Consider the following 24,054-nt stretch of genomic DNA (forward strand, 5'->3'; position numbering starts at 1 on the left):
CGGGGCCCGGCCGCCGCCCGGCCGGGCTCAGACGTCCAGCATCTCCTCGATCCGCTTGAGCTGGTGGCGGGCCATCGCCAGGTTGGAGCGGTCCTTGTCGAGGGCCAGGTAGAGGAAGAGCCCGTTGTTGTTGCGGCCCTTGATCAGCCGGATGAGGTGGTACTGGCTGCCGAGCGAGATCAGGATGTCCTCGATCTCGTCCTTGAGGCCCAGGAGTTCCATCGTGCGCAGCTTGGCGCGCACCACGTCGGTGTTGCCGGCCGCGGCCACGGACAGGTCAAGGTCCTTTCCGCCGCCGAGCGTGCCCAGGGCCATGCCGCTCGTGTAGTCGACGAGGGCCGTGCCGATGACTCCCTCGATCGAGGTGGTCGCTTCCTTGAGTGCCGTTTCCGTGTTGGCCATGAACTTCGCACTTCCTTTCCGTCTGCCGGGTGTTCGAGGTGCTGAGGACGCTGAGGATGACGAGGACGGGGTGGGGGACATGGGTCAGGTTTCCTCCGCTCGTTCGACGGCGGCGTCGACCAGTTCGCCGATGAGCACGCTGGAACGGCGGGCCTCCAGGTGCAGCCGCCCCACGTTGACGCGGGGCTCGGCGAGCAGCGTCAGGACGGCCGAGGAGCCGGCCGCGTAGGTGGCCACGTAGCCCCCTTCGCCGCGGATGAGGAGTTCCCTGAAGCCGCCCTGGTGCGTCGCGTCGGACAGCCGCAGGGCCACCCCGAGCGCCGCCGCGGTGAGCGCGCAGACGCCCTCCGCCTCCACGTCCGTGGCGTCCTGCGCGAGGAGGAGGCCGTCGACGCTGGCCGTCAGGGCGCCCCTGAGCTGAGGAATCCTGGTGCGCAGCCGCTTCAGTTCACCGAGTACGTCGGCTTCGGCAGCCATCAGCTCTCTCCTCCCTGCGCGCTTCCGGAGCGCGAAGAACTTCATGAGGACGCGGGCCCGGTCCGGTGGACGGCACGGAACTTCACAGGCTGGCCTCCAGCGCGTCGCGGACCCGGCGCAGCAGGGCGATGTCCGGTTCGGGGCAGTCGTCCGGGACGGCGGCGGGCAGCGGACGCGGGGTCGGGTCCCGGATGCGGGGCGGCTCCACGAGCCCGGCGGCGGCCAGCCGTCTGACCTCGATCAGGGTGTGGAACGTGGGGCGGCCGAGCGTCCAGGCGATGGCGGTGGGCGTGCGGACCCCGTCGGCGAGCCGCAGCAGGGCGTCCTGGCGCCCGGAGACGCTCTGGCCGGGGGCGGGCGGGCGCGGCACGACGGGGGCCGTGTCGAGGTCCTGGCAGGGCCAGATGCTGTGGAGGAGCGCCCGGCGCCGCCGGGTCTCCCGCTCCAGGGCCGAGGCCGCCACCGGCCGCACCCGGCCGAGCCAGTGCGCGACGCCGTAGCGGAACCGGGTGGGTCCGCTCGCGGGACCGAGCACGAAGAACGCGGCGTCGAACAGGGCGCCGAGGTGGCACATCTCCAGCTCGCCCTCGGTGACCCGGCCGCTGTCGATCAGGTGCCGCCCCACCGCCTGCCGCGTCCCGGCCGACGAGAGGGCTTCCTGCCAGCCCCGCGGTGCCAGCGCCCCGCCCGCCGTCAGGAGCACGTCGATGCCGGGGGCGGCGGGGCTCTCCGCGTGCACGACGCGGCCCTCGACGAGGTAGAGGGTGCCCTGGTCGCGCAGGAAGGCGCCGGTGGCCCGCTCGGCGGCCAGGCGCGTCAGCATGGGGGAGGTGGCGGGCGCGGTGATCTGCGGGGTGGTCATACGAGCACCAGGCGCTCGGAGAGGTCGCGCAGCCGGATGCGGGCGAGCGCGAGGTTGCCGAGGTCACGGTCGAGCCAGAGGTAGAGGAAGACGCTGCTGTCGAACGTCGTCTCCAGGAACCGGATCAGATGGAAGCCGGTCCGGGTGGTGACCATGAGGTCCTCGACGGGGAGCCCCTTGCGGTCCGGGGCGGGTGCCGGGCCCCGGGCGCCGGTGGTCCCGTACGGATCCGCCGGCTCCTCCGGCGGCGCGAACGCCCGGTACTCCGCCGCCGACCGCGCCACCTCCGCGGTCTCTGCGGCGGTCGCCTCGTGATCGCCGTTGGGGGAATCGCCGACCGAACCGAGCGAGAGTCCGCTGGTCCAGTCGACGATCGCGGCTCCGCGCGCGCCGGGCAGTGTCATCGCTTCGAGCAGACACTCGTCGATACCGGGCACGCGGCTCCCCTTCCCCAGGGCTGCACCGGGCGGTCCCCACCACCCGACCGGAGGCTCACCGCCGTCCGGTGTGAGGAAGGTACGCAGAGGAAGTGAAGCTTTCGGTGGGATGGGCGCTTTCCGGAGAAACATGCCCGAGCCCGACGGGATCGGTGCGCAGCCTGCCCCGCGACGGTCTGAGCGTGACCGAATGCACCGGTCTGACGATCGAGCCGTCACCCGTGCGGGGCAGCCGGCCCCGGCGCGCGCCCGTCGCCCGTGGGGACGGCGCGCGCCGGAGCGGGAGTCAGTCCTCGCGGTCCTCGCCGCGCGCCTTGAGCACCACCTTGTTCACGGCCCAGAGTCCGATCCCGATGGCGATGAGCACCCCGGCCCGGATGTAGACCTCGGCCGGGCGGTCGGCCAGCGGGCTCGCCAGGATCAGGGCGGTGACCGCGCCGAGCACCGGAAGGACCGTCGGCGCCCGGAAGTGCTGGTGGTCCACGGGATCGCGGCGCAGCACCAGGACCGACACGTTGACCACCGCGAACACGCACAGCAGCAGGAACGCCGTGGTGTCGCCGAGCCCCTCGATCTCCCCGGTGGAGACCAGGCCGATGGCGAGCACCGAGACGAAGACGATGCCGACGACCGGGGTGCGCCGCTCGGAGAGGACGCGGCCCATGGCGCGCGGCAGGATGCGCTCGTTGGCCATGCCGTAGCAGAGCCGCGAGGCCATCATGATGTTGATCAGCGCCGAGTTGGTGACCGCGAACAGGGCGATCAGGGCGAAGAGTTTGTGCGGGAAGTCGACGCCGCCCGCCTTGACCACTTCGAGCAGGGGTCCGCTGGATCCCTCAAGGGTCTTGTAGTCGACCAGGAGGGACGAGACCAGCGCGACCAGGACGTAGATCGTGCCGGTCACCGCGACGCCGATGAAGATCGCCCGCGGGAAGGTCCGCACCGGGTCCTTGGTCTCCTCGGCCATGTTGACCGAGTCCTCGAAGCCGACGAAGGCGAAGAAGCCGAGCGCGGTCGCGCCGAGCACGCCGGTCATCAGGGCGTAGCCGGTGCCGTTCGCCTCGAAGTCGGTGAGCCGCGAGGGCTCGCCGTCTCCGGTCAGCACCGCGTACGCGCCGATCGAGAGAATGATCAGCAGGCCGGTCAGCTCGACGACGGTGAGGACCACGTTCGTCTTCACCGACTCCGAGACGCCCCGCATGTTCAGCGCCGCGAGCAGCACGATGAAGGTGATCGCGATCAGGGTGGGCGGCAGCGCGTCACCCGTCAGCTCGCCCAGGTAGTCGCCGCTGAAGGCGCGGGCGGCCGCGCTCGCGGACGAGAGCCCCGAGCACATCACCATGAAGGCGATGATGAAGGTGAGGAACGGCGTCTTGAACGCCTTCTGCGTGTAGAGCGCGGCGCCGGCGGCCTTCGGGTACTTGCCGACGAGTTCCACGTACGACGCCGCGGTCAGGATGGCCACCACGAAGCCGATCGCGAACGGCAGCCACAGCGCGCCGCCGACCTTTCCCGCGACCTTGCCGGTGGTGGCGTAGATGCCGGTGCCGAGAATGTCGCCGATCACGAAGAGGATCAGCAGCTTGGGGCCGATGGCGCGGTGCAGCGCGGGTTCTTCGGCCGGTGGTGGTGCGGTGGGCGTGTCCGATGTCGTCACAGGAGCCTCCCCCGGGAACGGGCCTGGAGAGTGGGGTCTGCCCGTGATCCAGGTCACTATGCGCGAGTTGAGGAACCTCAGAGCATGCCCGTACGCGGCCCGGCCCGGCTCAGAGGTGCCGCAGCGCGTCGCGCTCCGCGCCGCCGCCCGCCTCCGCCACGATCTCGTCGAGCGTCTGCGGCTCGCGCACCACCGCGAAGCGCACCGTGTCGCCGTGCGCGGCGAAGCCGTGGATGCCGGGCCTGGCAAGGCTGTTGTACGAGTAGTGCTGGGCGAAGTAGTAGGCGCCGGTGTCCAACGCCCCTACGTAGTCGCCCTGTTCGAGCATCGGCAGCGGGCGGTTCTCGGCGAGCAGGTCACCCGCGAAGCAGGCGGGGCCCGCGATGTCCTGGCCGACGGCGGGGCCGCTCTTGGTGCGGCCCTTCGCGTCGTACGCGCAGATCCGCAGCGGCCACGACGCGGGCGCGTACACGGTCCTGGTCGCCACCTGCACACCCGCGTGCGTCACGGCGATGGGCCTGCCGCCCGCCCGCTTCGCGTACTCCACGCGCGCCAGGATCGTGCCGTGCCGGGCGAGCAGCGAGCGGCCGAACTCGGTGACCAGGCCGTACCGCCCGTCCAGCAGACCCGGCACCCGTGCCTTGAGGCGGCGCGCGTACTGCGCGTGGGTCGGACTCTCCTCGTCGGAGCCGAAGTTGACGGGCAGGCCGCCGCCGATGTCGATGGTGTCGACCTGGTGGCGCCCGGCGCGTTCGTTGATCTCCTCGGCGAGTTCGTACGTCGCCGCGACGCCTCGCACCATCATCTCCAGGGGCATGCCCTGCGATCCGGAGTGGGCGTGCAGGCGGGTCAGCCACGGCCGGTCGAGGAAGGCCCTGACGACCCACTCCCTGGCGCCCTCGTCGCGCAGCGGCACCCCGAACTTGGAGGTGGCCGTCGCCGTCGACAGGGCGCCGATCGCGCCGCCGCCGATCTGCGGGTTCACGCGGATGCCGATGGGGGAGCCGCTCGGGGCCGACTGGGTCATCGCGTCGACGCGGGCCAGCTCCTCGGGGTTGTCCGCGTTCACGGCGATGCCGAGCGCCAGGGCCTCGCGCAGCTCGGCCGGGGTCTTGGCGGGCGAGTCGAGGACCGTCTCGGCGGGCGGGATCCCGGCGGCCCGCGCGAGCGCCAGCTCGCCGGGGCTCGCCACCTCGGCGCCGATGCCCGCGGAGCGCAGCAGCCGCAGGACGGGGACGAGCGGGGTCGCCTTCACCGCGAAGGCGTGCAGGACGGGGGTACCGGACGGGACGACGGCCTCGAAGGCGGCGTGCAGGGCGGCGGCGCTCGCGCGGATGCCGGCGATGTCGAGCAGGCCCGCGACGGGGGCCGAGGGGCCGACGACGCCCTGGTCGACGGCGGCGCGGACGGCCTGGTCGCGGCGGGTCGCCACGTCGGATCCCTGAGGGCCCGCCGGGACGGTGCCCAGGACGGCTGTGGGGTCGGTTGTGGGGTCGGCCGTGGGGTCGGCGTCCGTGCGGAGGTCCTGCGTCTGGTCGGTGTCGTCGTCGTGGCCCATGTGATCCAGCCAATCATCCGGGGCCCTGCCCCGCTGGCGTACTCGTGCATTCGTTCGCTATTGACTAGGCCTATTCAGAACATCAGGATGTGAATAACAACGTCACATCGAGAACGACGTCGAACAGGCTCACAGCAGCTTCACGCGAGGAGGCACCGCCATGTCAGGACCCCGCCCCGTACGGGCACCGCGCGGTACGGAACTGAGCGCCCTGGGATGGCAGCAGGAAGCCGCCCTGCGCATGCTGCAGAACAACCTCGACCCCGAGGTCGCCGAGCACCCCGACAAGCTCGTCGTCTACGGCGGCACCGGCAAGGCGGCCCGCGACTGGCGCTCCTTCGACGCCATGGTGCGCACGCTCAAGACCCTCAAGCAGGACGAGACGATGCTCGTCCAGTCCGGCCGTCCCGTCGGCGTCATGCAGACCCACGAGTGGGCCCCGCGCGTCCTGATCGCCAACTCCAACCTCGTCGGCGACTGGGCGAACTGGGAGGAGTTCCGCCGCCTGGAGCAGCTCGGCCTCACCATGTACGGCCAGATGACGGCCGGTTCGTGGATCTACATCGGCACGCAGGGCATCCTCCAGGGCACCTACGAGACGTTCGCCGCCGTCGCCGCCAAGAAGTTCAACGGCACGCTGGCCGGCACGATCGCCCTCACCGCCGGGCTCGGCGGCATGGGCGGCGCCCAGCCCCTCGCGGTCACGATGAACGACGGCGTCGCGATCTGTATCGACGTCGACCCGCGCGCGATCGAGCGCCGCATCGAGCACAAGTACCTGGACGTGAAGGCCGACTCGCTGCAGCACGCGATGCAGCTCGCCGTCGAGGCGCGCGACGCACGCCGTCCGCTCTCCATCGGCCTGCTCGGCAACGCGGCGGACCTGCTGCCGCAGATGCTCGCCGAGGGCGCCCCGATCGACATCGTCACCGACCAGACCTCGGCCCACGACCCGCTCGCGTACCTGCCCACCGGCGTCGACTTCGACGACATGCAGTCGTACGCCGCCAAGGACCCGGCGGGCTTCACCACCCGCGCCCGCGAGTCCATGGCCCGGCACGTCGAGGCCATGGTCGGCTTCATGGACGCGGGCGCCGAGGTCTTCGACTACGGCAACTCGATCCGCGGCGAGGCCCAGCTCGCCGGGTACGAGCGGGCGTTCGCCTTCCCCGGCTTCGTCCCCGCCTACATCCGCCCGCTCTTCTGCGAGGGCAAGGGCCCCTTCCGCTGGGCGGCGCTCTCGGGCGAGGCCTCCGACATCCACAAGACCGACAAGGCGCTCCTGGAGCTCTTCCCGGAGAACGAGTCGCTGCACCGCTGGATCAAGATGGCCGGCGAGCGCGTCCACTTCCAGGGTCTGCCGGCCCGCATCTGCTGGCTGGGCCAGGGCGAGCGCGACAAGGCGGGCGACATGTTCAACGACATGGTCGGCAACGGCACCCTCGCCGCCCCCCTCGCCATCGGCCGCGACCACCTCGACTGCGGCTCGGTGGCCTCCCCGTACCGCGAGACGGAGGCCATGCTCGACGGCTCCGACGCGATCGCCGACTGGCCGCTCCTGAACGCCATGGTGAACGTCGCATCCGGCGCCTCCTGGGTCTCCATCCACCACGGCGGCGGCGTCGGCATGGGCCGCTCGATCCACGCGGGCCAGGTCTCGGTCGCCGACGGCACGCCGCTGGCCGGCGAGAAGATCCGCCGCGTCCTCACCAACGACCCGGGCATGGGTGTCATCCGGCACGTCGACGCGGGCTACGACATCGCGGAGTCGGTGGCGGCCGAGAAGGGCGTACGGGTGCCGATGCGCGAAGGTGGCGAGGCGTGAGCAGTCCGGCCTCCCCGTCCACGCCCCCCTCCCCGTCGTCCACGCCCCCCTCCTTCCTGGAGATGTGGCGGGACCTGGAGCCCATCGGCAGGGACAAGGACTCCCGCGGCTACCGGCGCTACGCCTGGACCCGCGCCGACGCGGACTGCCGCGCCTGGTTCAAGGCCCAGGCGGAGAGCCGCGGCCTCACCTACGAACTGGACCGCAACGGCAACCAGTGGGCCTGGCTCGGCGACCCCGCGGCCGGGGACGCCGTCGTCACCGGCTCGCACCTGGACTCCGTCCCCGACGGCGGCGCCTTCGACGGCCCCCTCGGCGTCGTCTCCTCCTTCGCCGCGCTCGACGAACTCCGCTCCAGGGGCGCCGAGTTCACCCGCCCCCTGGCGCTGGTCAACTTCGGCGACGAGGAGGGCGCCCGCTTCGGCCTGGCCTGCGTAGGCTCCCGGCTCACCGCGGGACAGCTCACCATCGAGGCCGCGCACAAGCTGCGCGACGGCGACGGCGTGACGCTGCCCCAGGCCATGGAGGCGGCGGGCTACGACCCGTACGGCATCGGCCCCGACCCCGAACGCCTCGCCCGCATCGGCGCGTTCGTGGAGCTGCACGTCGAGCAGGGCCGCGCCCTCGACCTGTCGGGCGACGCCGTCGGCATCGCCAGCGCCATCTGGCCGCACGGCCGCTGGCGCTTCGACTTCCGCGGCGAGGCCAACCACGCGGGCACCACCCGCCTCGTGGACCGCCGCGACCCGATGCTGACGTACGCGGAGACGGTCCTCGCCGCCCGCCGCGAGGCCGAACTCGCGGGCGCGCTCGCCACGTTCGGCAAGATCTCCGTCGAGCCGAACGGCGTCAACGCCATCCCTTCGCTGGTCCGCGGCTGGCTCGACTCGCGCGCACCCGACCAGGCGTCCCTGGACACGGTGGTCACCGGCATCGAGAAGGCGGCCCGCGCCTACGCGGAGCGGCACGGCATCGACCTCGACGTCGTACGGGAGTCCTTCACGCCCGTCATCGAGTTCGGACACGCGCTCCGCGACGAGCTGGGCGCGATCCTGGGCGGCGGCGAGCGCGCGCTCCCCGTCCTCGGCACGGGCGCCGGACACGACGCGGGTATTTTGTCCGGCTCCATCCCCACCGCCATGCTGTTCGTGCGCAACCCCACGGGTGTCTCGCACTCCCCGGCCGAGCACGCGGCGGAGGACGACTGCCTGGCCGGGGTGACCGCACTCGCCGACGTACTGGAAGGGCTGGCCTGCAAGTGACGACGGACACGCGGACCTACTGGCTGGAACACGCCTGGCTCGACACCCACGTCGAGCCGGGCGTGGCCGTGGACGTGACGGGCGACCGCATCACGGCGGTCCGCGAGGGCGTCGACGCGCCGCCGCCCGGCGCGACGGTGCTGCGCGGCCTCACGGTCCCCGGCTTCGCGAACGCCCACTCGCACGCCTTCCACCGCGCGGTGCGAGGCACCGTCCAGGTCGGCTCCGGCACGTTCTGGACGTGGCGCGAGGTCATGTACTCGGTGGCGGACCGCCTCACCCCCGACACGTACCACGCGCTCGCGCGGGCGGTGTACGCGGAGATGGCGCTGGCCGGCATCACGACGGTGGGCGAGTTCCACTACCTCCACCACGGCCCCGGCGGCACCCCGTACGCCGACCCCAACGCCATGGGCGAGGCCCTCATCCAGGCCGCGTCCGACGCGGGCGTCCGCCTCACCCTGCTCGACACGGCGTACGTCGCGTCGGGCCTGCTCGACGCGGAACGCGGCAAGCCGCCCACCCGCCACCAGCAGCGCTTCTCCGACGGCACGACGGAGGCGTGGGCGGAGCGGGTGTCGCTCCTGAAGGGGCGGGACCACGTCCGGATCGGCGCGGCCGTCCACTCCGTACGGGCCGTCCCCGCACCGCAGTTGGGCGTGGTGGCCGAGTGGGCCTCGGCCCGCCGGGCACCCCTGCACGTCCACCTCTCCGAGCAGCCGGCCGAGAACGACGCGTGCCTGGCGGTGCACGGCCGCACCCCCACGCAGCTCCTCGCCGACCACGGCGTCCTCGGCCCGCGCACCACGGGCGTCCACAACACCCACCTCACGGACGAGGACATCGCGTTGCTCGGCGGCACCACGTCGGGCACCTGCATGTGCCCGACGACCGAGCGGGACCTGGCGGACGGCATCGGCCCCGCGGTCCGCCTCCAGCGCGCCGGCAGCCCGCTCTGCCTGGGCAGCGACAGCCACGCGGTGATCGACATGCTCGAAGAGGCGCGGGCGATGGAGCTCGACGAACGGCTCCGCTCGCACACCCGGGGCCACTGGACGGCCGCGGCGCTGCTGCGGGCGGCGACGGCCGACGGCCACGCGGCGCTGGGCTGGCCCGAGGCGGGCACGATCGAGACGGGCGCGCTGGCCGACCTCACCACGATCGCCCTGGACTCGGTCCGCACGGCGGGCCCGGTACCGCGCCTCGCCGCGGAGGCGGTGCTGTTCGCGGCGACGTCCGCGGACGTCCGCCACACGGTGACCGCGGGCCGCCACGTCGTACGCGACGGCGTCCACACGATGGTCCCCGACGTGGCGTCGGCGCTTTCGGAGACGATCGCGGCGCTACGGGACTGACGCGTCCCCCACCCCGCCGGGGCTCCGCCCCCAGGCCCCGGACGAACTCGGCGATGCCGGTGATGACCGCCCGCCCCCACCCACCCGCGGAGGACCCCATGCCCACCACCCTCATCACGAACATCGCCGGCCTCGTCACCAACGACCCGGAACAGGGCGAGGGAGGCCCCCTGGGCCTCCTGACGGACGCCGCCGTCGTCCTCGAAGGAGAGACCGTCGCCTGGGTGGGCCCCGCCGCCAAGGCCCCCGCCGCCGACACCACGCACGACGCGGCGGGCCGCGCCGCGATCCCCGGCTTCGTGGACTCCCACTCCCACCTCGTCTTCGCGGGCGATCGCACCCAGGAGTTCAACGCCCGGATGTCGGGCCGCGCGTACTCGGCGGGCGGCATCCGCACGACGGTCGCGGCGACCAGGGCGGCGAGCGACGCGGAGCTGGAGGCGAACGTCACGCACTACCTGGCGGAGGCGCTCCGCCAGGGCACGACGACGTTCGAGACGAAGTCGGGCTACGGCCTGAACACCCACGACGAGGCCCGCGCGCTGCGCATCGCGGCCCGCCACACCGAGGAGGTCACCTTCCTCGGCGCCCACATCGTCTCCCCGGACTACGCGGAGGACCCGGCGGCGTACGTCGAACTCGTCACCGGCGAGATGCTGGAGGCCTGCGCGCCCCACGCCCGCTGGATCGACGTCTTCTGTGAGAAGGGCGCGTTCGACGGCGACCAGGCCCGCGCGATCCTGACGGCGGGCAAGGCGAAGGGCCTGCACCCCCGCATCCACGCGAACCAGCTCTCGTACGGTCCCGGCGTGCAGCTCGCCGTGGAGCTGGACGCGGCATCGGCGGACCACTGCACGCACCTCACGGACGCGGACGTCGACGCCCTCGCGCAGGGCGACACGGTCGCGACGCTCCTGCCGGGCGCGGAGTTCTCCACGCGCGCCCAGTGGCCCGACGCGCGCCGTCTCCTGGACGCGGGCGCCACGGTGGCCCTCTCCACGGACTGCAACCCCGGCTCGTCCTTCACGTCCTCCGTCCCGTTCTGCATCGCCCTGGCGGTACGGGACATGGGGATGACCCCCGACGAGGCGATCTGGTCGGCGACGGCGGGCGGCGCGGCGGCCCTGCGCCGCACGGACATCGGCCGCATCGCGGTGGGCGCCCGAGCCGACCTGGCCCTCCTCGACGCCCCGAGCCACGTCCACCTGGCGTACCGGCCGGGGGTGCCGTTGGTGGCGGAGGTGTGGCGGCGGGGGGTTCGCCGGCGCTGAGGCCCCACCCGTCCTGCCGCGGCCGCCCGGACCGCGGGGCGTCATCCGCGCGCGGAGGCCGCGGTCGCGGCGGCGCTCGACGCGAAGGTGCAGCGCCGAGGGGGCCATAGGGGTGTAGGGGCGCGGGGGGCGGGCAGGCAATGACTGTGGGGCCCGCCTTCAACAGGCGGGCCCCACAAGCACGTTCACCGCGTTCACCGGCCGTTCGGACCGTGGCGGCCGGTCAGGTACAGCGCAGTGCGAACGCCTACTCCTCGACCGTCAGCCCCTTGCGCAGCTTGACGAGCGTGCGCGACAGCAGCCGGGAGACGTGCATCTGCGAGATGCCGAGCTCCTCGCCGATCTCCGACTGCGTCATGTTGGCGACGAAGCGCAGGGAGAGGATCTTCCGGTCGCGCGGCGGCAGTTCGGCGATCAGCGGCTTCAGCGACTCCACGAACTCGATGCCCTCGAGACCGTGGTCCTCGTAGCCGATGCGGTCCGCGAGCGCGCCTTCGGAGTCGTCCTCCTCGGGCTGTGCGTCCAGCGAGCTCGCCGTGTAGGCGTTGGAGGCGGCCATTCCCTCGACGACCTCGTCGTTGGAGATGCCCAGGCGCTCGGCGAGCTCGCCCACCGTGGGGGCGCGATCGAACTGCTGGGCGAGCTCGTCGCCCGCCTTGGCGAGGTCCAGTCGGAGCTCCTGCAGGCGGCGCGGGACCCGCACCGACCAGCTGGTGTCGCGGAAGAAGCGCTTGATCTCACCGACGATCGTCGGCATCGCGAAGGTGGGGAACTCGACGCCGCGGCTGAGTTCGAAGCGGTCGATCGCCTTGATGAGGCCGATCGTGCCGACCTGGATGATGTCCTCCATCGGCTCGCTGCGCGAGCGGAACCGGGAGGCCGCGAACTTCACCAGGGCAAGGTTCAGTTCGACCAGGGTGTTGCGGACGTACGCGTATTCGTGCGTGCCTTCCTCGAGCGATTCCAGGCGCTCGAAGAGGGTCTTGGACAGGGCCCTCGCGTCCAGCGGCCCCACCTCGTCGTACGGCGGGATCTCGGGCAGGTCGGAGAGGCCGTGGGGACCTTCCTGGGCGCCCTGAGCCGGCAGGGGCTCGGTCGCGGGACCCGGGATCGCTGGTGCGGAGTGGTGCGGCGGGAGTGTCGACGACGCCTGGTCAGTATGCGATTCGTCGAGCCGGGGTGACATGGTGTCCTCCATCGTTCTCGGCATATGGCTGCCGATGCCAATACGTGCACTGCGGTGTGCGGCGCCTCCAAAGCCGTCCGTGTCGATTGCTGTCTCTTCTACCCCTACCCGGTTCTACACTTCGGTCGCAAGTGCGTTCCGTGGGTAAATGTCCGATTTCGGGGGGATGTTCGGGTACCCGGGACCGTGGGGAGGACGGTAATGTTCAGGGGCGTCATCAACAGCCACGACGGTCGGAAGAGAGTGACGGCATGGACCGCGGGACGGTCGGCAGCGCGCACAGGGGCCGACTTCTGGTCGAAGTGCGGAAGGTGGGCACGAGTGCCGTCGTGACCCCGGCGGGTGAGTTGGATCACCACACCGCCGATGTGTTGCGTGAGCCACTCGAGAAGTGCCTGGAAGAGGGCTATGCGCGCCTGGTCGTCGACTGTGCGCAGCTGGAGTTCTGCGACTCCACCGGACTCAACGTACTGCTCGGTGCCCGGCTCAAGGCCGAGGCCGCGGGTGGTGGCGTGCACCTGGCCGCGATGCGGCCGGTCGTCGCACGCGTCTTCGAGATCACCGGTGCGGATGCCGTCTTCACGGTCCACGAGACGCTCGAAGCGGCCCTCGGTGACTGAGTCCCCGCGGGTCCCCCGGTCGGCGCCCCAGTCGGTGTCCCTGCTGGTCACACGCGAAAGTTACGCGTCAGTTGTCGCTGCGTGATCATGGCGTTACCAGCGTCACACGACTCGTGCCGAAGAAGTGGGTGTTCTCACGGTTCGTCCGGGCAGGAGAGACCTGGATCCGTCGACAGCGGGTCTCAAGTCAACAGTCAGAACGGCGAGCAGCCGATGCCCCCTATCGCCCAGAGTTCTCTACGTGTTCCAGAGTCCTCAGTCCCCTTGTCGGTGAGGTGAAGCGCTGATGAGCACCACCCGGCCTTACTCGCCGGGCGACCGTGGCCCGGAGTCCGAGGCCGCCGTCGCGGACGCTCCCGCGGACCGGGTCTCCGGGACGCCCACCGGCCGACAGGTCCGCAGCCTGAGCCTGAACGGGGCGAGCGGCATCGTTCCGCTGGCCCGGGACTACACCCGCCAGGCTCTCCACGCGTGGGGCTGGCTGCCCGCCGACAACGCCGACCGGCGCGCCGCCGCCGAGGACGTGCTCCTCGTCGTCTCCGAGCTCGTCACCAACGCCTGCCTGCACGCCGAGGGGCCCGACGAGCTCTGGCTCTCCTGCGACGGCAAGGTGCTGCGCATCGAGGTCTCCGACCGGGGCGCCGGCCAGCCGGCGCCGCGCACCCCGCACCGGGCCGGGCGGCCCGGCGGGCACGGCATGTTCATCGTCCAGCGGCTCTGCCTCGACTGGGGCGTCGTCCGCACGCCCGGAGCCACGGGCAAGACGGTCTGGGCGGAGCTGGGCGCTCCCGCTTAGGCCACAGCTGTTACCCACGGTTCGCACACGCGCCGGATCACTACGGATCCGGCGCGTCTTTTGTCTTCCCTCGACAAGGCCCCGGGCGTACCTTGAGCGCCCAATCTGATGTGCCGTCAGTAACACACGTAACTCCGCACCCGGCACGCCACGACCGGCATGAGGGGACAACGAGGTGTCGCACAAGAAGAAATCGGCCGCGCTCGCGCTTGCCGCCGCCCTGGCCGGCGGCTCAGCGGTGCTGATGGCCGCCCCCGCCGCGCAGGCCACCGTCCAGGACGTCAACTACCAGTGCAAGACGCCGATCGGGGACAAGGGGGCCGTCTCGCCGATCGACATCAAGAGCGTCAAGAGCGGCAGCGGCTACAAACTCACCATGTCCTTCCAGAAGGGCGTCTCGTCCAGCCCCGTGGAGCTCGGCAAGGGCGCGATGAAGCCCAGCGCGGTGATCAAACTGGGCGGCGCGGAGAGCGGCACCGTGCCGGTCTCCGGCGCGACGAACGCCGAGGCCATCCCCGCCAACACCCCCATCAAGATCAGTGACTTGTCGGGTACGTACACGCCCAAGAAGAGCGGCAAGGTCACCTTCACCGCCGGCGTCCTCACCATCAAGGCGCTCGGCACGACCACCACCTGCACGCCCTCCAACAGCCCCAAGCCGTCCCTCGAACTGGACGTCAAGGGCTCGGGCGGCGGCTCCGACTCCGGCTCCGGCGGCAACACGGGCGGCTCCGGCGCCACCGGCGGGTCGGGGAGCACGGGCGGGTCCGGCAGTACGGGCGGCACCGGCGGCGGCGAACTCCCGCAGACCGGACCCGCGGACTCCGCCGTCGCGCTCGGCACCCTCGGCGGCACCGTGCTGCTCGCGGGCGCGGCCGGCACGCTCTGGCTGACCCGCAGGAACCAGGCGGCGCGCTCGCGGTAGCCGGGGCCCGGCAGGAACCGGCACGCAGGAAGAACACGCAGGAAGAACGCACACGGAGATCACGCACGGAGATCACGCACGGAGACCAGGAGCCGCCGATGCCGCCGAAGCCGCCGATGACGTCCCGCGCACGGGCCTCGGCCGCGCTGTGCGCCCTCGCCCTGGTGGTGGCGGGGGCGGGCCCCGCGCTCGCGGACGGCGGCGGCCCGGCGGGATGGACCGCCGCGCCCTCCGCGGGCGGCGGCACCCGGCCCGTGAAGGACGGGCGGCCCTCCTTCTACGCGGAGGGCGCCCCGGGAGCGGTGCTCCAGGACACCCTGTCCCTCACCAACACCGGCACGAAGCCCCGCACGGTCTCGCTGCGGGGCGCCGACGCGGGCAACACCGGCTCCGGCGCGTTCTCCGTCACCCCCGCCAAGAAGCGGCCCAAGGACACCGGGGCGTGGATCACCTTCGCGAAACGGCAGGTCAAGGTCCCGCCGCGGACCCGCGCCGAGGTGCCGTTCACGGTGACCGTGCCCACCACCGCGCTGCCCGGCGACCACCCGGGGGCGATCGTCGCGAGCGGCGGCGGCCGCACGGTCGGTGTGCGCGTGCACCTGAGGGTCGGCGGGCCGACCCTCTCGGCGCTCACCGTCGAACGCGTCCACGTCGACACCGGCGCCGAACGCATCACGTATGACCTGGTCAACCGGGGCAACACCGTGCTGACCCCGAAACTCGCGGTGCACGCGGAAGGCGTCTTCGGCACGCTCGTCGACCGTCCCGCGCGCACGCTGCCGGTCGAGCTGCTGCCCGGCCGCCGGGTCTCGCTGACCGAACCGTGGCCGGACGCCCCGGCGCTGGACGCGGCCGACGTCGAGCTGACCGCCACGGCCTCGGGCGGCGCCCGCGACACGGCCACGGCCTCGGCCCGCTTCGTGCCGTGGGGCGCGGTGGCGGGCGTCGGTGCCCTGCTGCTCGCCGCGGCGGCCGGGGCGGTCCATCTCGTACGCAGACGGCGGCGGCCCCCCGAGGAGACCGAGCCGGCAGACGAACAGCAGCAGGAATCGCGGGAGTTGGCCCGAGCGGGGACGGGAGAGGAACTGTGAAAGGGAAAAACAGGCACGGTCCGGTGACCGGTGGCCCGGCGACCGGCATCCTGCTGGCGGTACTGGCCCTGCTCGGCGTCGCCCTGCTGCCGCAGGCCGCGGCGGCCGCCGCGGACAGACCGACCGTGAAGCTGTCCGCCTCCCAGGCGGGCAAGGGCGGCTCCGTCACCGTCAAGGGCGCGGGGTGGCGGCCCGACGCCCTGCTCATGATGCTCGTCTGCGGGCAGTCCGCGCCCGGCAAGGGCGTCGTCGGCGGCACCAACTCCTGCGCCAACTCCGAGGGCCGCGCCGTCACCACCGACAAGAAGGGCGCCTTCGACAAGAAGCTCGCCGTGGCCGAACCGCCCGAGCCCTGCCCCTGTGTCGTCCACGTGTCCACGGTGACCGGTGAGAAACAGCAGGTCGACGCGGTGCTGAAGGTCGCGGGCCACCCCGTGAAGGCGCTGCCCGAGCAGGCCACCGGCGGCAAGCTCTCCGTCCTGACGGACACCCGCCTCCAAGGTTCGAGCGGGGTCCTGACCTGGTTCGGCGCCCCGCCGCAGCGCACCTTCGAGTTCACCGTCGGCAACGTCGGCTCGGCGCCCGTCAAGAACCCCGTCTTCCAAGTCGGCACCTCCCACGGTGTGTTCGCCCCGCACTGGGAGGAGCAGCAGTGGCGCGGCACCATCGCGCCCGGCAAGAAGGCGCAGATCAAGCTGCCCGTCGAGCTCTCGGCGGGCGCGCACGGCGACTACCTGGTCTCGCTGAAGTACGGGGGGAAGGTCCTGGCCGAGCAGCCGTGGGGCGTGGGCCGCCCCTGGGGCGTGACGCTGTTCTGGATCCTGCTCTGCGTCGTGGTGCCCGCGGCCGTCTTCCGCATCGGCATGGCCGTCGTCGACCGGCTCCGCCCCAACCGGCGCCGCACCGCGGGCCGCCGCGGCGGCGGCCTGGCCGAACTCGCGCGCCGCCTGCCGCAGTTGAGGCTGCCGCAAGGGGCCATCGACGCCGACCGCAAGGCGCGCGCGCCGGGCACAGGTCCCTCGCACGCGGCGCGCACACCCCGTACGAAACACCAGGGGCAACCCGGCACGAGCGGTTCCGGCGGGAGCGGCCCCGGTACGAGGGGCTCCGGCACGGAGTCGACCGGCTCGCTGCCCTGGTTCACCCCCGACACAGACCCCGGCGCACCCGCAGGCCGGCTCTCCGCACCGTCCGACAACAGTCCGACGAAGGGAACCACGTGATCACGCAACGACGGAGAGCGGGCGCGGCCTCGGTCGCGCTCCTGCTGGGCGGTGCGGGCATCCTGCTGACCGCGGGCCCCGCGCAGGCCGCCGAATCCGCGTACAAGACCGAGTGCATTCCGCCCGCGATCTCCGGCCTGCCGCCCGTGCAGGGCACGACCAAGGCGGAGATCACGGCGCCCGCCACGGCGAAGGTGGGCGACGAGGTCGAGGTCGTGTGGAAGACGACGCAGGCCGCGTCCAAGAACCCGGACGTCCTCGACCTCGACAAGGACACGGTCAAGCCGACCGGCACGATCAAGGTGGCAGGCGGCCAGAGCGGGAACCTGGCGGTCGCGGGCGAGCGCACGAATCCGCCCATCAAGAAGAACAGCCCCATGCTCCTCTCCGACATGAAGGGCAAGCTGAAGCTGACCGCGGCGGGCGAGGTGACGCTCACGCCGGACGCGTACAACATCAACGTCAGCAAGCCGATCTCGACCGACACCAAGTGCACGCCCAAGGAGCAGGTTCCGGCCGGCGCGACCATCAAGGTGACGGCGGGAGGGGGGAGTTCGGGCGGTACGGGTGGCTCCTCCGGCGGCACGGCCGGTTCCTCCGGCGGCAGCACGGGCGGCAGCACCGGAGGTGCCAACGGCGGTACGTCGGGTGGCTCCACCGGCGGTGGCGGCGGGCAGACCGACTTCCCCGGCAAGGAAGTCCAGATCCCCTACAAGTGCAAGACGCCGATCGGCGACAAGGAAGCGACCTCGCCGGTCCAGATCGACGCCAAGAAGGACGGCGGCGGCTACGGCCTGACCGTGCAGTTCAAGAAGGCCGTCATGGACAGCCCGGCCGACATCCCCGCGGACGCCGTGAAGCCGTCGATGGAGGTCAAGCTGGGCGGCGCGGACAAGGGCACGGTGCAGGTCGAGGGCCCGACCAACAAGGAGCCCATCAAGTCCGGCGAGCCGATGACCATTCCCGACCTGACCGGCACCTACAAGCCGGGCGCCGACGGCAAGTCGACGCTGTCGCCGGGCGTTCTCACGGTCAAGGCGCTGGGCACGACGACGACGTGCACGCCCGCCAAGAGCGAGGTCTCCCTGGAGATCGACACGAAGGCCCAGCCGGGCGGGGCATCGGGTGGCTCCGGTTCCGCGGGCGGCTCCTCCGGCACGGGTGGTAGCGCCACGGGTGGCTCCGCGAGCGGGGGCGGACTCGCCGAGACGGGCGCCGAGGACAACGGCGCGCTGCGCGCGCTCGGCCTGGTCGCCGGCACGGTGATCCTCCTGGGCGGCGCGGTCTTCACGTTCCTCCCGAGGCGCCGGGGAGGCCTGCGCTAGCTGCTCCACCGCGGCCGTCCGTGGCTGGTCGCGCAGTTCCCCGCGCCCCTGACAGCGCCTGTGCGGGCGGCGCCGGGATGTGTCCCTTGTGAGGGGTGCGGGGGACTGTGCGAGCGATCGGGACGGGCCTGCGGCCGCAGGCGGACCGCTGAGGGCAGATGTGTCTGCGGGGTGGGGGGCGCCCCGTCGCCCGCCGCAGGCTACGCGTGGGCCCGCAGCCAGCGCAGGATCTCCTGGGCCATGCCGGGGCCGCGCAGCAGCGGGCCCCCGTGCGCGGAGCCGCCCACCGTCCGGACGGTCACGTCCGGCAGGCCCGCCCTGTGCTGCGCGCCCGCAAGCTCCGCGGAGTGCGCGGGCGGCACGAAGTCGCCCCGCGAGTGCACCAGCAGCAGCGGCGCGTCATCCGCGCCCGACGCGTGGGACATGACCGCGAGGTCGCCCCACCGCTCCCAGCAGCGCCGCCCCGCCCGGTCGGGCGAGCACCCGGCGAGCCGCAGCGCGGCCGCACGCAGCTCCCGCCGCTCCGCGGACGCCCCCCGCTTCGCGCCGTCCGTCCAGGCACGGTAGGGCGACGCCACGGGGGACAGGGCGACGACACCGCGCGCCCGCGTCCGCCCCGCCCCGTACGCCCCGGCCTGCAGGGCGAGGTGCCCGCCCGCCGAGGAGCCGAGCACGACCGGCCGCTCACCGCCCTCCCTGAGCCGCACCCAGGCCAGCGCCGCGAGCACGTCGTCGCGCTGGGCGGGCCAGGCCGCGTCCGAGGTCAGCCGGTAGTCGGTGTCGTACACGGTGAAGCCCCGCGCCGCGAACCACCGCGCCCAGCCGCTCCAGTCCGTGTCCTTCGACCAGTAGCCGCCGTGCAGGATCATCAGCGCGGGGCCCCCGTCGCCGTACACCGTGATGTTCTGGCGGGCGTGGCCGCCGTACGAGAAGAGCCGGCCGGGCGGCGGCTCGGGGACGGCCCGGGCGGCGGCACTGGAGGAGAGCAACGCCCCGCACACGGCGAGGGTCAGCAACGTACGACGCATGGCCAGATGCTGCACCGCCGGGCCGCCCCGCTCCCCGAAAACCGCCCGGCACCACCGCTGCGGGTGGCCGGACGGTCCTCTGTTCGTACGTATCCGGTAGTAAGACCGGCGGCCGGACGGGTGTGGGGGGAACGGAAAGGGCCGTCGCTCCGGGGGAGCGGCGGCCCTTCACGGTGCGGGCAGGGTCAGTTGACCGAGCCCATCAGCTGCTTGACCTTCTTGCGGGACGTCCAGATGCCGACACCCGCGATGACGGCGATGATCGCCTCGACGGCGACCGCCCCCGAATTGTTCAGGTCGACACCGAGCTGTGGCGACGTCAGCAGACCCGTCACGGAGTCGCCCGCGGTGACCGCGAGGAACCAGACACCCATCATCTGCGCGCTGTACTTCTCCGGCGCCATCTTCGTGGTGAGCGAGAGGCCGACCGGGGAGAGGCAGAGCTCGCCGACGGTCTGGATGAAGTAGATCGACACCAGCCACATCGGGCTGACGCGGCCGCCGTTGTTGGCGGTGTCGATCAGCGGGATGAGGAAGACGGCGAAGGAGATGCCGATCAGCGTCAGGCTGGACGCGAACTTGACGGCCGTGCTCGGCTCCTTGCCCCGCTTGTTCAGCCACAGCCACGCCGAGGCGACCACGGGGGCGAGCGCCATGATGAAGATCGGGTTCAGCGACTGGTACCACGAGGTCGGGAAGTCGAACCCGAGCAGGTTGTTCGTCGTCGACGTCTTGCCGAAGATCGACAGGGTCGAGCCGTTCTGGTCGTAGATCATCCAGAAGACGGCGGCGACCACGAAGAACCAGATGTAGCCCGACAGCTTCGACTGCTCGAGGTTGCTGAGCTCCTTGTCGCGCTTCATCCGGGCGAGGACGGCGACCGGGATGATCAGACCGGCGACGATCAGCGGCATCAGGGCCCAGTCGGCGAAGTTCCCGGTGACGCCCATCAGCGTGTAGAGCGCGGCGGCGACGATCAGCCAGATCAGGCCGTTGCGGAGCGCCGAGGCGCGCTGCTGGGGCGTGGCGGGCTGCGAGACGACGCTGCTGTGCGCGCTCAGGTGGCGCGAGCCGATCATGAACTGGGCGAGGCCGAGGGCCATGCCGACCGCGGCGAGCGCGAAGCCGAAGTGCCAGTTGACGTTCTCGCCGACGGTGCCGATGGACAGCGGGGCGAGGAAGGCGCCGAGGTTGATGCCGATGTAGAAGAGCGTGAAGCCACCGTCACGACGCGGGTCCTTCGGACCGTCGTAGAGGTGGCCGACCATCACGGAGATGTTCGCCTTCAGGAGGCCGGAACCGATCGCGACGAGCGCGAGGCCGGCGAAGAAGGTCGCCGCGCTCGGCAGCGCGAGCGTGATGTGGCCGAGGATGACGACGGCTGCACCGATGATGACCGTCTTGCGGGGACCCCAGAAGCGGTCCGCCATCCAGCCGCCGGGCATGGCGAGCAGGTAGACCATCGACATGTAGACGGAGTAGATCGCCGTCGCCGTGGTGGCACTCATGTCCATGCCGCCGGGCGCGATCAGGTACAGCGGGAGCAGTGCCTTCATGCCGTAGAAGCTGTAACGCTCCCACATCTCGGTCATGAAGAGTGTGGCCAGTCCGCGGGGGTGGCCGAAGAAGGTCTTCTCGGAGCCAGGGGTACCGGCGGAGTCCTTCGTCAGGCTGGACGCCATGGGTCGATCCTCGTGGGTTCGGGACGCGCTGGCAGGAGCGTGTGCGCGCCCGGTGGGGGGCGGTCGGCACCGGTGTCGTACCGCCCAACCCCACGCCCAGGGGAGGTTCACCCCCGAAGGAGGGGTGAGGGACGGGTGACTCCGGGATCCACACCCTGGGCGCATCCTCGCGCGCAGGGCCCGACCACAGGTCATTCCTTTCAAGGCTGGCCGCAGCCAACCCGCACATAAAAGAGACCTAAGGCGCGCACAGCGGGCCAAAGGTCCTTGAGTAGTGCATCAGGCGTTGGGTCACCATACGACACGTCAGGGATGCATATGGAAGGACTTGAGACATGGATCACAGGTGGCGCTGGAACCAACAGACCACAATCAAAGGTGATTCACAGAATTGCTTCCCACAGCCGCAGGCTCGTCCCTCCACTCTGCGATCACCTCCCTGCCCTTGTCCACCGCGGACTACCATCACCCCATGACCCGTGTACTGCTCGCCGAGGACGACGCGTCCATCTCGGAGCCACTGGCCCGTGCCCTGCGCAGGGAGGGTTACGAGGTCGAAGTGCGTGAGGACGGCCCGACCGCCCTCGACGCAGGTCTGCAGGGCGCCGTCGACCTGGTCGTGCTCGACCTCGGGCTGCCCGGCATGGACGGCCTCGAGGTGGCCCGCCGCCTGCGGGCCGACGGGCTCACGGTGCCGATCCTGATCCTGACCGCGCGCGCCGACGAGGTGGACACCGTCGTCGGCCTGGACGCGGGCGCCGACGACTACGTGACCAAGCCCTTCCGCCTCGCGGAGCTCCTCGCGCGGGTCCGGGCGCTGCTCCGGCGCGGCGCCACCGAGCCCAAGGAGGCGCCCGCCACGCACGGCGTGCGCATCGACGTCGAGTCGCACCGCGCGTGGATGGGCGATGAGGAGCTGCAGCTCACCGCCAAGGAGTTCGACCTCCTGCGGGTGCTCGTGCGGGACGCGGGCCGGGTCGTCACCCGCGACCAGCTGATGCGCGAGGTCTGGGACACGACGTGGTGGTCGTCCACCAAGACCCTCGACATGCACATCTCCTGGCTGCGCAAGAAGCTGGGCGACGACGCGGCGAACCCCCGCTACATCGCGACGGTACGGGGCGTCGGCTTCCGCTTCGAAAAGAGCTAGCGGCACCCCCTCCGGGGGGCCGAGCCCCGAACGGGCACGGGGAACGGCACGAGCGACCGAGCCCCAAGCCGCCCCCGCCGCCGGCCGAGCGCACAGCTGCCCACGCACTTGGAGGGGCCGGGCCCCGTCGGGGGCGCGGGGAACGGCGCGGCCGGCCACGGCGGGCCTGCACCCGCCGTGGCACCGCCGGACGGCGGAGGCGTCTGCGGGCGGCTGGGCCGGGCCTCCCCGGGGGCGCGGGGAACGGCGCGGCCGACCACGGCGGGCCCGCACCCGCCGTCGAACCGCCGGAGGCAGACGCGCCTGCGGGCCGCCGGCGGCTGGCCGCGCACTTGGAGGGGCCGGGCCCCGTCAGGGGCGCGGGGAACGGCGCGGCCGGCCACGGCGGGCCTGCACCCGCCGTCGAACCGCCGGAGGCAGACGCGCCTGCGGGCCGCCGACGGCTGGCCGCGCAATTCCCCCCCGCCCCCAGGGGGCAGGCCCCGTTCCCCCGCCCCCAGGGGGGCAGACCCCGTTCCCCCCCCGCCCCCGGGGAGGCGCAGGCCCCGTTCCCCGAGCCCCTGGAGGGGCCCCTCATCCGCGACACTGGGTGAATGCGCCGTCGCCTGATCAACTCCACCCTCGCCGTCGTCCTCGTGGTCATCGCCGTCTTCGGCGTGAGCCTCGTCATCGTCGAGACGAGGACGATCAGCAGCAGCGCCCAGGAGCGCGTCGACTCCGAGGCGCTGCGCCTGGCCAGCATCGTCGACAGCCGGCTGATCAGCGAGGAGAAGATCAGCGGCGAGATCCTGCGCGACCAGGTCGCCACCGACCGGTACGCGCGCATCGAGATCCCCGGCCGCACGTCCATCGAGATCGGCACCCGCCCCTCGGGCGACGTCATCAGCGCCACCCGCCCCGGCGAGCAGGGCGAGAAGGTCACCGTCGAGGAGCCGAGGGCCGCGGTCACCCGCGAGGTCGGCCGCACCCTGCTGATCATCGCCGCCGTCGCGCTGCTCGCCATCGTCGCGGCCGTGCTCCTCGCGGTGCGCCAGGCCAACCGCCTCGCCTCCCCGCTCACCGACCTCGCCGAGACCGCGGAGCGCCTCGGCTCCGGCGACCCCCGGCCCCGCCACAAGCGGTACGGGGTGCCCGAGCTCGACCGGGTCGCCGACGTCCTGGACTCCTCGGCCGAGCGCATCGGGCGGATGCTGACCGCCGAGCGGCGCCTCGCCGCCGACGCCTCCCACCAGCTGCGCACGCCGCTGACCGCGCTCTCCATGCGGCTGGAGGAGATCACCGTCACCGAGGAGCTGGACACGGTGAAGGAGGAGGCGACGATCGCGCTGGCCCAGGTCGAGCGGCTGACCGACGTCGTCGAGCGGCTGCTCACCAACTCGCGGGACCCGCGGACCGGCTCCGCCGTCGCCTTCGACCTGGACGAGGTCGTCAAGCAGCAGCTGGAGGAGTGGCGCCCGGCCTACCGCAGCGCGGGCCGCGCCATCGTCAGCTCGGGCAAGCGGCACCTGGAGGCGGTGGGCACGCCCGGAGCGGTGGCCCAGGTCCTTGCCGCGCTGATCGAGAACTCCCTGATGCACGGCGGCGGCACGGTCGCGCTGCGTATCCGCGTCACCGGAAATCAGGCGGTCATCGAGGTCACGGACGAGGGCCCCGGCGTGCCCGCCGACCTCGGCGCGCGGATCTTCGAGCGGACCATCAGCGGCCGCAACTCGACGGGAATCGGCCTCGCGGTCGCCCGGGATCTGGCCGAGGCGGACGGCGGCCGGCTCGAGATGCTGCAGACGAAGCCGCCGGTCTTCGGGCTCTTCCTGTCACGCACGCCGCTGTCGAAGGGCACGGACAGTGACGTGGAGGACAAGACGGTCCGCTAGGCGGAGGAGGGTCCGGAGGGAGGGCCGGAGGGCGAGCCGGGCGGGTACGGG

At 72.3% G+C, this 24,054-nt stretch carries 21 protein-coding genes; 12 read left to right on the forward strand and 9 right to left on the reverse strand.

The genetic code is table 11. The features are described from left to right. Window positions 1-27: 27 nt before the first annotated feature. The 6 genes from ACZ592_RS20235 to ACZ592_RS20260 form a co-directional block, all read right to left on the reverse strand. Window positions 28-402, reverse strand: a complete 375-nt coding sequence (locus tag ACZ592_RS20235; RefSeq protein WP_471582940.1) for a hypothetical protein — start codon at window positions 400-402, stop codon at window positions 28-30. Between the two features lie 84 nt (window positions 403-486). Next, window positions 487-879: a roadblock/LC7 domain-containing protein gene (locus tag ACZ592_RS20240; protein ID WP_471582941.1), complete on the reverse strand. Its 393-nt coding sequence runs from the start codon at window positions 877-879 to the stop codon at window positions 487-489. Window positions 880-961: 82 nt separating this feature from the next. Continuing rightward, entirely contained in the window at window positions 962-1,741 is a 780-nt protein-coding gene (locus tag ACZ592_RS20245; protein ID WP_471582942.1) for a transcriptional regulator, read from the reverse strand. Then, window positions 1,738-2,178 carry a hypothetical protein gene (locus tag ACZ592_RS20250; protein WP_471582943.1) on the reverse strand — a complete coding sequence of 147 codons (441 nt, stop codon included), beginning with the start codon at window positions 2,176-2,178 and terminating at the stop codon, window positions 1,738-1,740. The genes ACZ592_RS20245 and ACZ592_RS20250 overlap by 4 nt, the downstream gene beginning before the upstream one ends. Before the next feature lie 286 nt (window positions 2,179-2,464). Continuing rightward, window positions 2,465-3,835, reverse strand: a complete 1,371-nt coding sequence (locus ACZ592_RS20255; protein WP_471582944.1) for an APC family permease — start codon at window positions 3,833-3,835, stop codon at window positions 2,465-2,467. 109 nt (window positions 3,836-3,944) lie between these two features. Then, window positions 3,945-5,393 carry a type III PLP-dependent enzyme domain-containing protein gene (locus ACZ592_RS20260; protein WP_471582945.1) on the reverse strand — a complete coding sequence of 483 codons (1,449 nt, stop codon included), beginning with the start codon at window positions 5,391-5,393 and terminating at the stop codon, window positions 3,945-3,947. Between the two features lie 160 nt (window positions 5,394-5,553). Between ACZ592_RS20260 and hutU the strand changes: the two genes are divergently transcribed. The 4 genes from hutU (at window position 5,554) to hutI (ending at window position 11,106) form a co-directional block, all read left to right on the forward strand. After that, window positions 5,554-7,218, forward strand: coding sequence for a urocanate hydratase (hutU, locus tag ACZ592_RS20265; protein WP_471582946.1), 1,665 nt, complete (start codon window positions 5,554-5,556; stop codon window positions 7,216-7,218). Window positions 7,219-7,280: 62 nt separating this feature from the next. Beyond that, a complete protein-coding gene (locus tag ACZ592_RS20270; protein ID WP_471583017.1) occupies window positions 7,281-8,480 on the forward strand; it encodes an allantoate amidohydrolase in 1,200 nt (399 codons plus the stop codon). After that, a complete protein-coding gene (locus ACZ592_RS20275) occupies window positions 8,477-9,835 on the forward strand; it encodes a formimidoylglutamate deiminase (RefSeq protein WP_471582947.1) in 1,359 nt (452 codons plus the stop codon). Before ACZ592_RS20270 ends, ACZ592_RS20275 begins: the two co-directional genes overlap by 4 nt. 98 nt (window positions 9,836-9,933) lie before the next feature. Then, window positions 9,934-11,106, forward strand: coding sequence for an imidazolonepropionase (gene hutI / locus ACZ592_RS20280; protein ID WP_471582948.1), 1,173 nt, complete (start codon window positions 9,934-9,936; stop codon window positions 11,104-11,106). Window positions 11,107-11,353: 247 nt separating this feature from the next. Here hutI and ACZ592_RS20285 read toward each other — a convergent pair whose 3' ends face one another. Continuing rightward, the gene (locus tag ACZ592_RS20285; RefSeq protein ID WP_471582949.1) at window positions 11,354-12,304 is read right to left on the reverse strand and encodes an RNA polymerase sigma factor SigF; all 951 of its coding nucleotides are present in this window, start codon (window positions 12,302-12,304) and stop codon (window positions 11,354-11,356) included. Window positions 12,305-12,543: 239 nt separating this feature from the next. Here ACZ592_RS20285 and ACZ592_RS20290 point away from each other — a divergent pair, with 239 nt between their 5' ends. The 6 genes from ACZ592_RS20290 to ACZ592_RS20315 all read left to right on the forward strand — a co-directional run bounded on the left by ACZ592_RS20290 (window position 12,544) and on the right by ACZ592_RS20315 (window position 18,272). Further along, entirely contained in the window at window positions 12,544-12,912 is a 369-nt protein-coding gene (locus ACZ592_RS20290; RefSeq protein ID WP_471582950.1) for an STAS domain-containing protein, read from the forward strand. A 286-nt stretch (window positions 12,913-13,198) separates the two neighbouring features. Continuing rightward, the gene (locus ACZ592_RS20295; protein WP_471582951.1) at window positions 13,199-13,708 is read left to right on the forward strand and encodes an ATP-binding protein; all 510 of its coding nucleotides are present in this window, start codon (window positions 13,199-13,201) and stop codon (window positions 13,706-13,708) included. Between the two features lie 175 nt (window positions 13,709-13,883). Continuing rightward, window positions 13,884-14,633, forward strand: coding sequence for an LPXTG cell wall anchor domain-containing protein (locus ACZ592_RS20300; RefSeq protein WP_471582952.1), 750 nt, complete (start codon window positions 13,884-13,886; stop codon window positions 14,631-14,633). Between the two features lie 98 nt (window positions 14,634-14,731). Next, on the forward strand, window positions 14,732-15,724 hold the full coding sequence (locus tag ACZ592_RS20305; protein WP_471582953.1) for a hypothetical protein: 993 nt from the start codon (window positions 14,732-14,734) through the stop codon (window positions 15,722-15,724). 23 nt (window positions 15,725-15,747) lie between these two features. Then, window positions 15,748-16,947 carry a hypothetical protein gene (locus ACZ592_RS20310; RefSeq protein ID WP_471582954.1) on the forward strand — a complete coding sequence of 400 codons (1,200 nt, stop codon included), beginning with the start codon at window positions 15,748-15,750 and terminating at the stop codon, window positions 16,945-16,947. Then, window positions 16,947-18,272: a hypothetical protein gene (locus ACZ592_RS20315; protein ID WP_471583018.1), complete on the forward strand. Its 1,326-nt coding sequence runs from the start codon at window positions 16,947-16,949 to the stop codon at window positions 18,270-18,272. Before ACZ592_RS20310 ends, ACZ592_RS20315 begins: the two co-directional genes overlap by 1 nt. Before the next feature lie 200 nt (window positions 18,273-18,472). Here ACZ592_RS20315 and ACZ592_RS20320 read toward each other — a convergent pair whose 3' ends face one another. Together ACZ592_RS20320 and ACZ592_RS20325 are read right to left on the reverse strand one after the other, a co-directional pair. Next, window positions 18,473-19,300: an alpha/beta hydrolase family protein gene (locus ACZ592_RS20320; protein WP_471582955.1), complete on the reverse strand. Its 828-nt coding sequence runs from the start codon at window positions 19,298-19,300 to the stop codon at window positions 18,473-18,475. 185 nt (window positions 19,301-19,485) lie between these two features. After that, window positions 19,486-20,982 carry a peptide MFS transporter gene (locus ACZ592_RS20325; RefSeq protein WP_471582956.1) on the reverse strand — a complete coding sequence of 499 codons (1,497 nt, stop codon included), beginning with the start codon at window positions 20,980-20,982 and terminating at the stop codon, window positions 19,486-19,488. A 472-nt stretch (window positions 20,983-21,454) separates the two neighbouring features. Here ACZ592_RS20325 and ACZ592_RS20330 point away from each other — a divergent pair, with 472 nt between their 5' ends. After that, window positions 21,455-22,132 (forward strand): response regulator transcription factor, encoded by a 678-nt coding sequence (locus ACZ592_RS20330; protein ID WP_361171785.1) that lies wholly within the window; start codon window positions 21,455-21,457, stop codon window positions 22,130-22,132. Window positions 22,133-22,725: 593 nt separating this feature from the next. Continuing rightward, window positions 22,726-24,003, forward strand: a complete 1,278-nt coding sequence (locus ACZ592_RS20335) for an ATP-binding protein (protein ID WP_471582957.1) — start codon at window positions 22,726-22,728, stop codon at window positions 24,001-24,003. Window positions 24,004-24,054: the final 51 nt, after the last annotated feature.

The organism is Streptomyces sp. NPDC040622, from assembly GCF_055593965.1.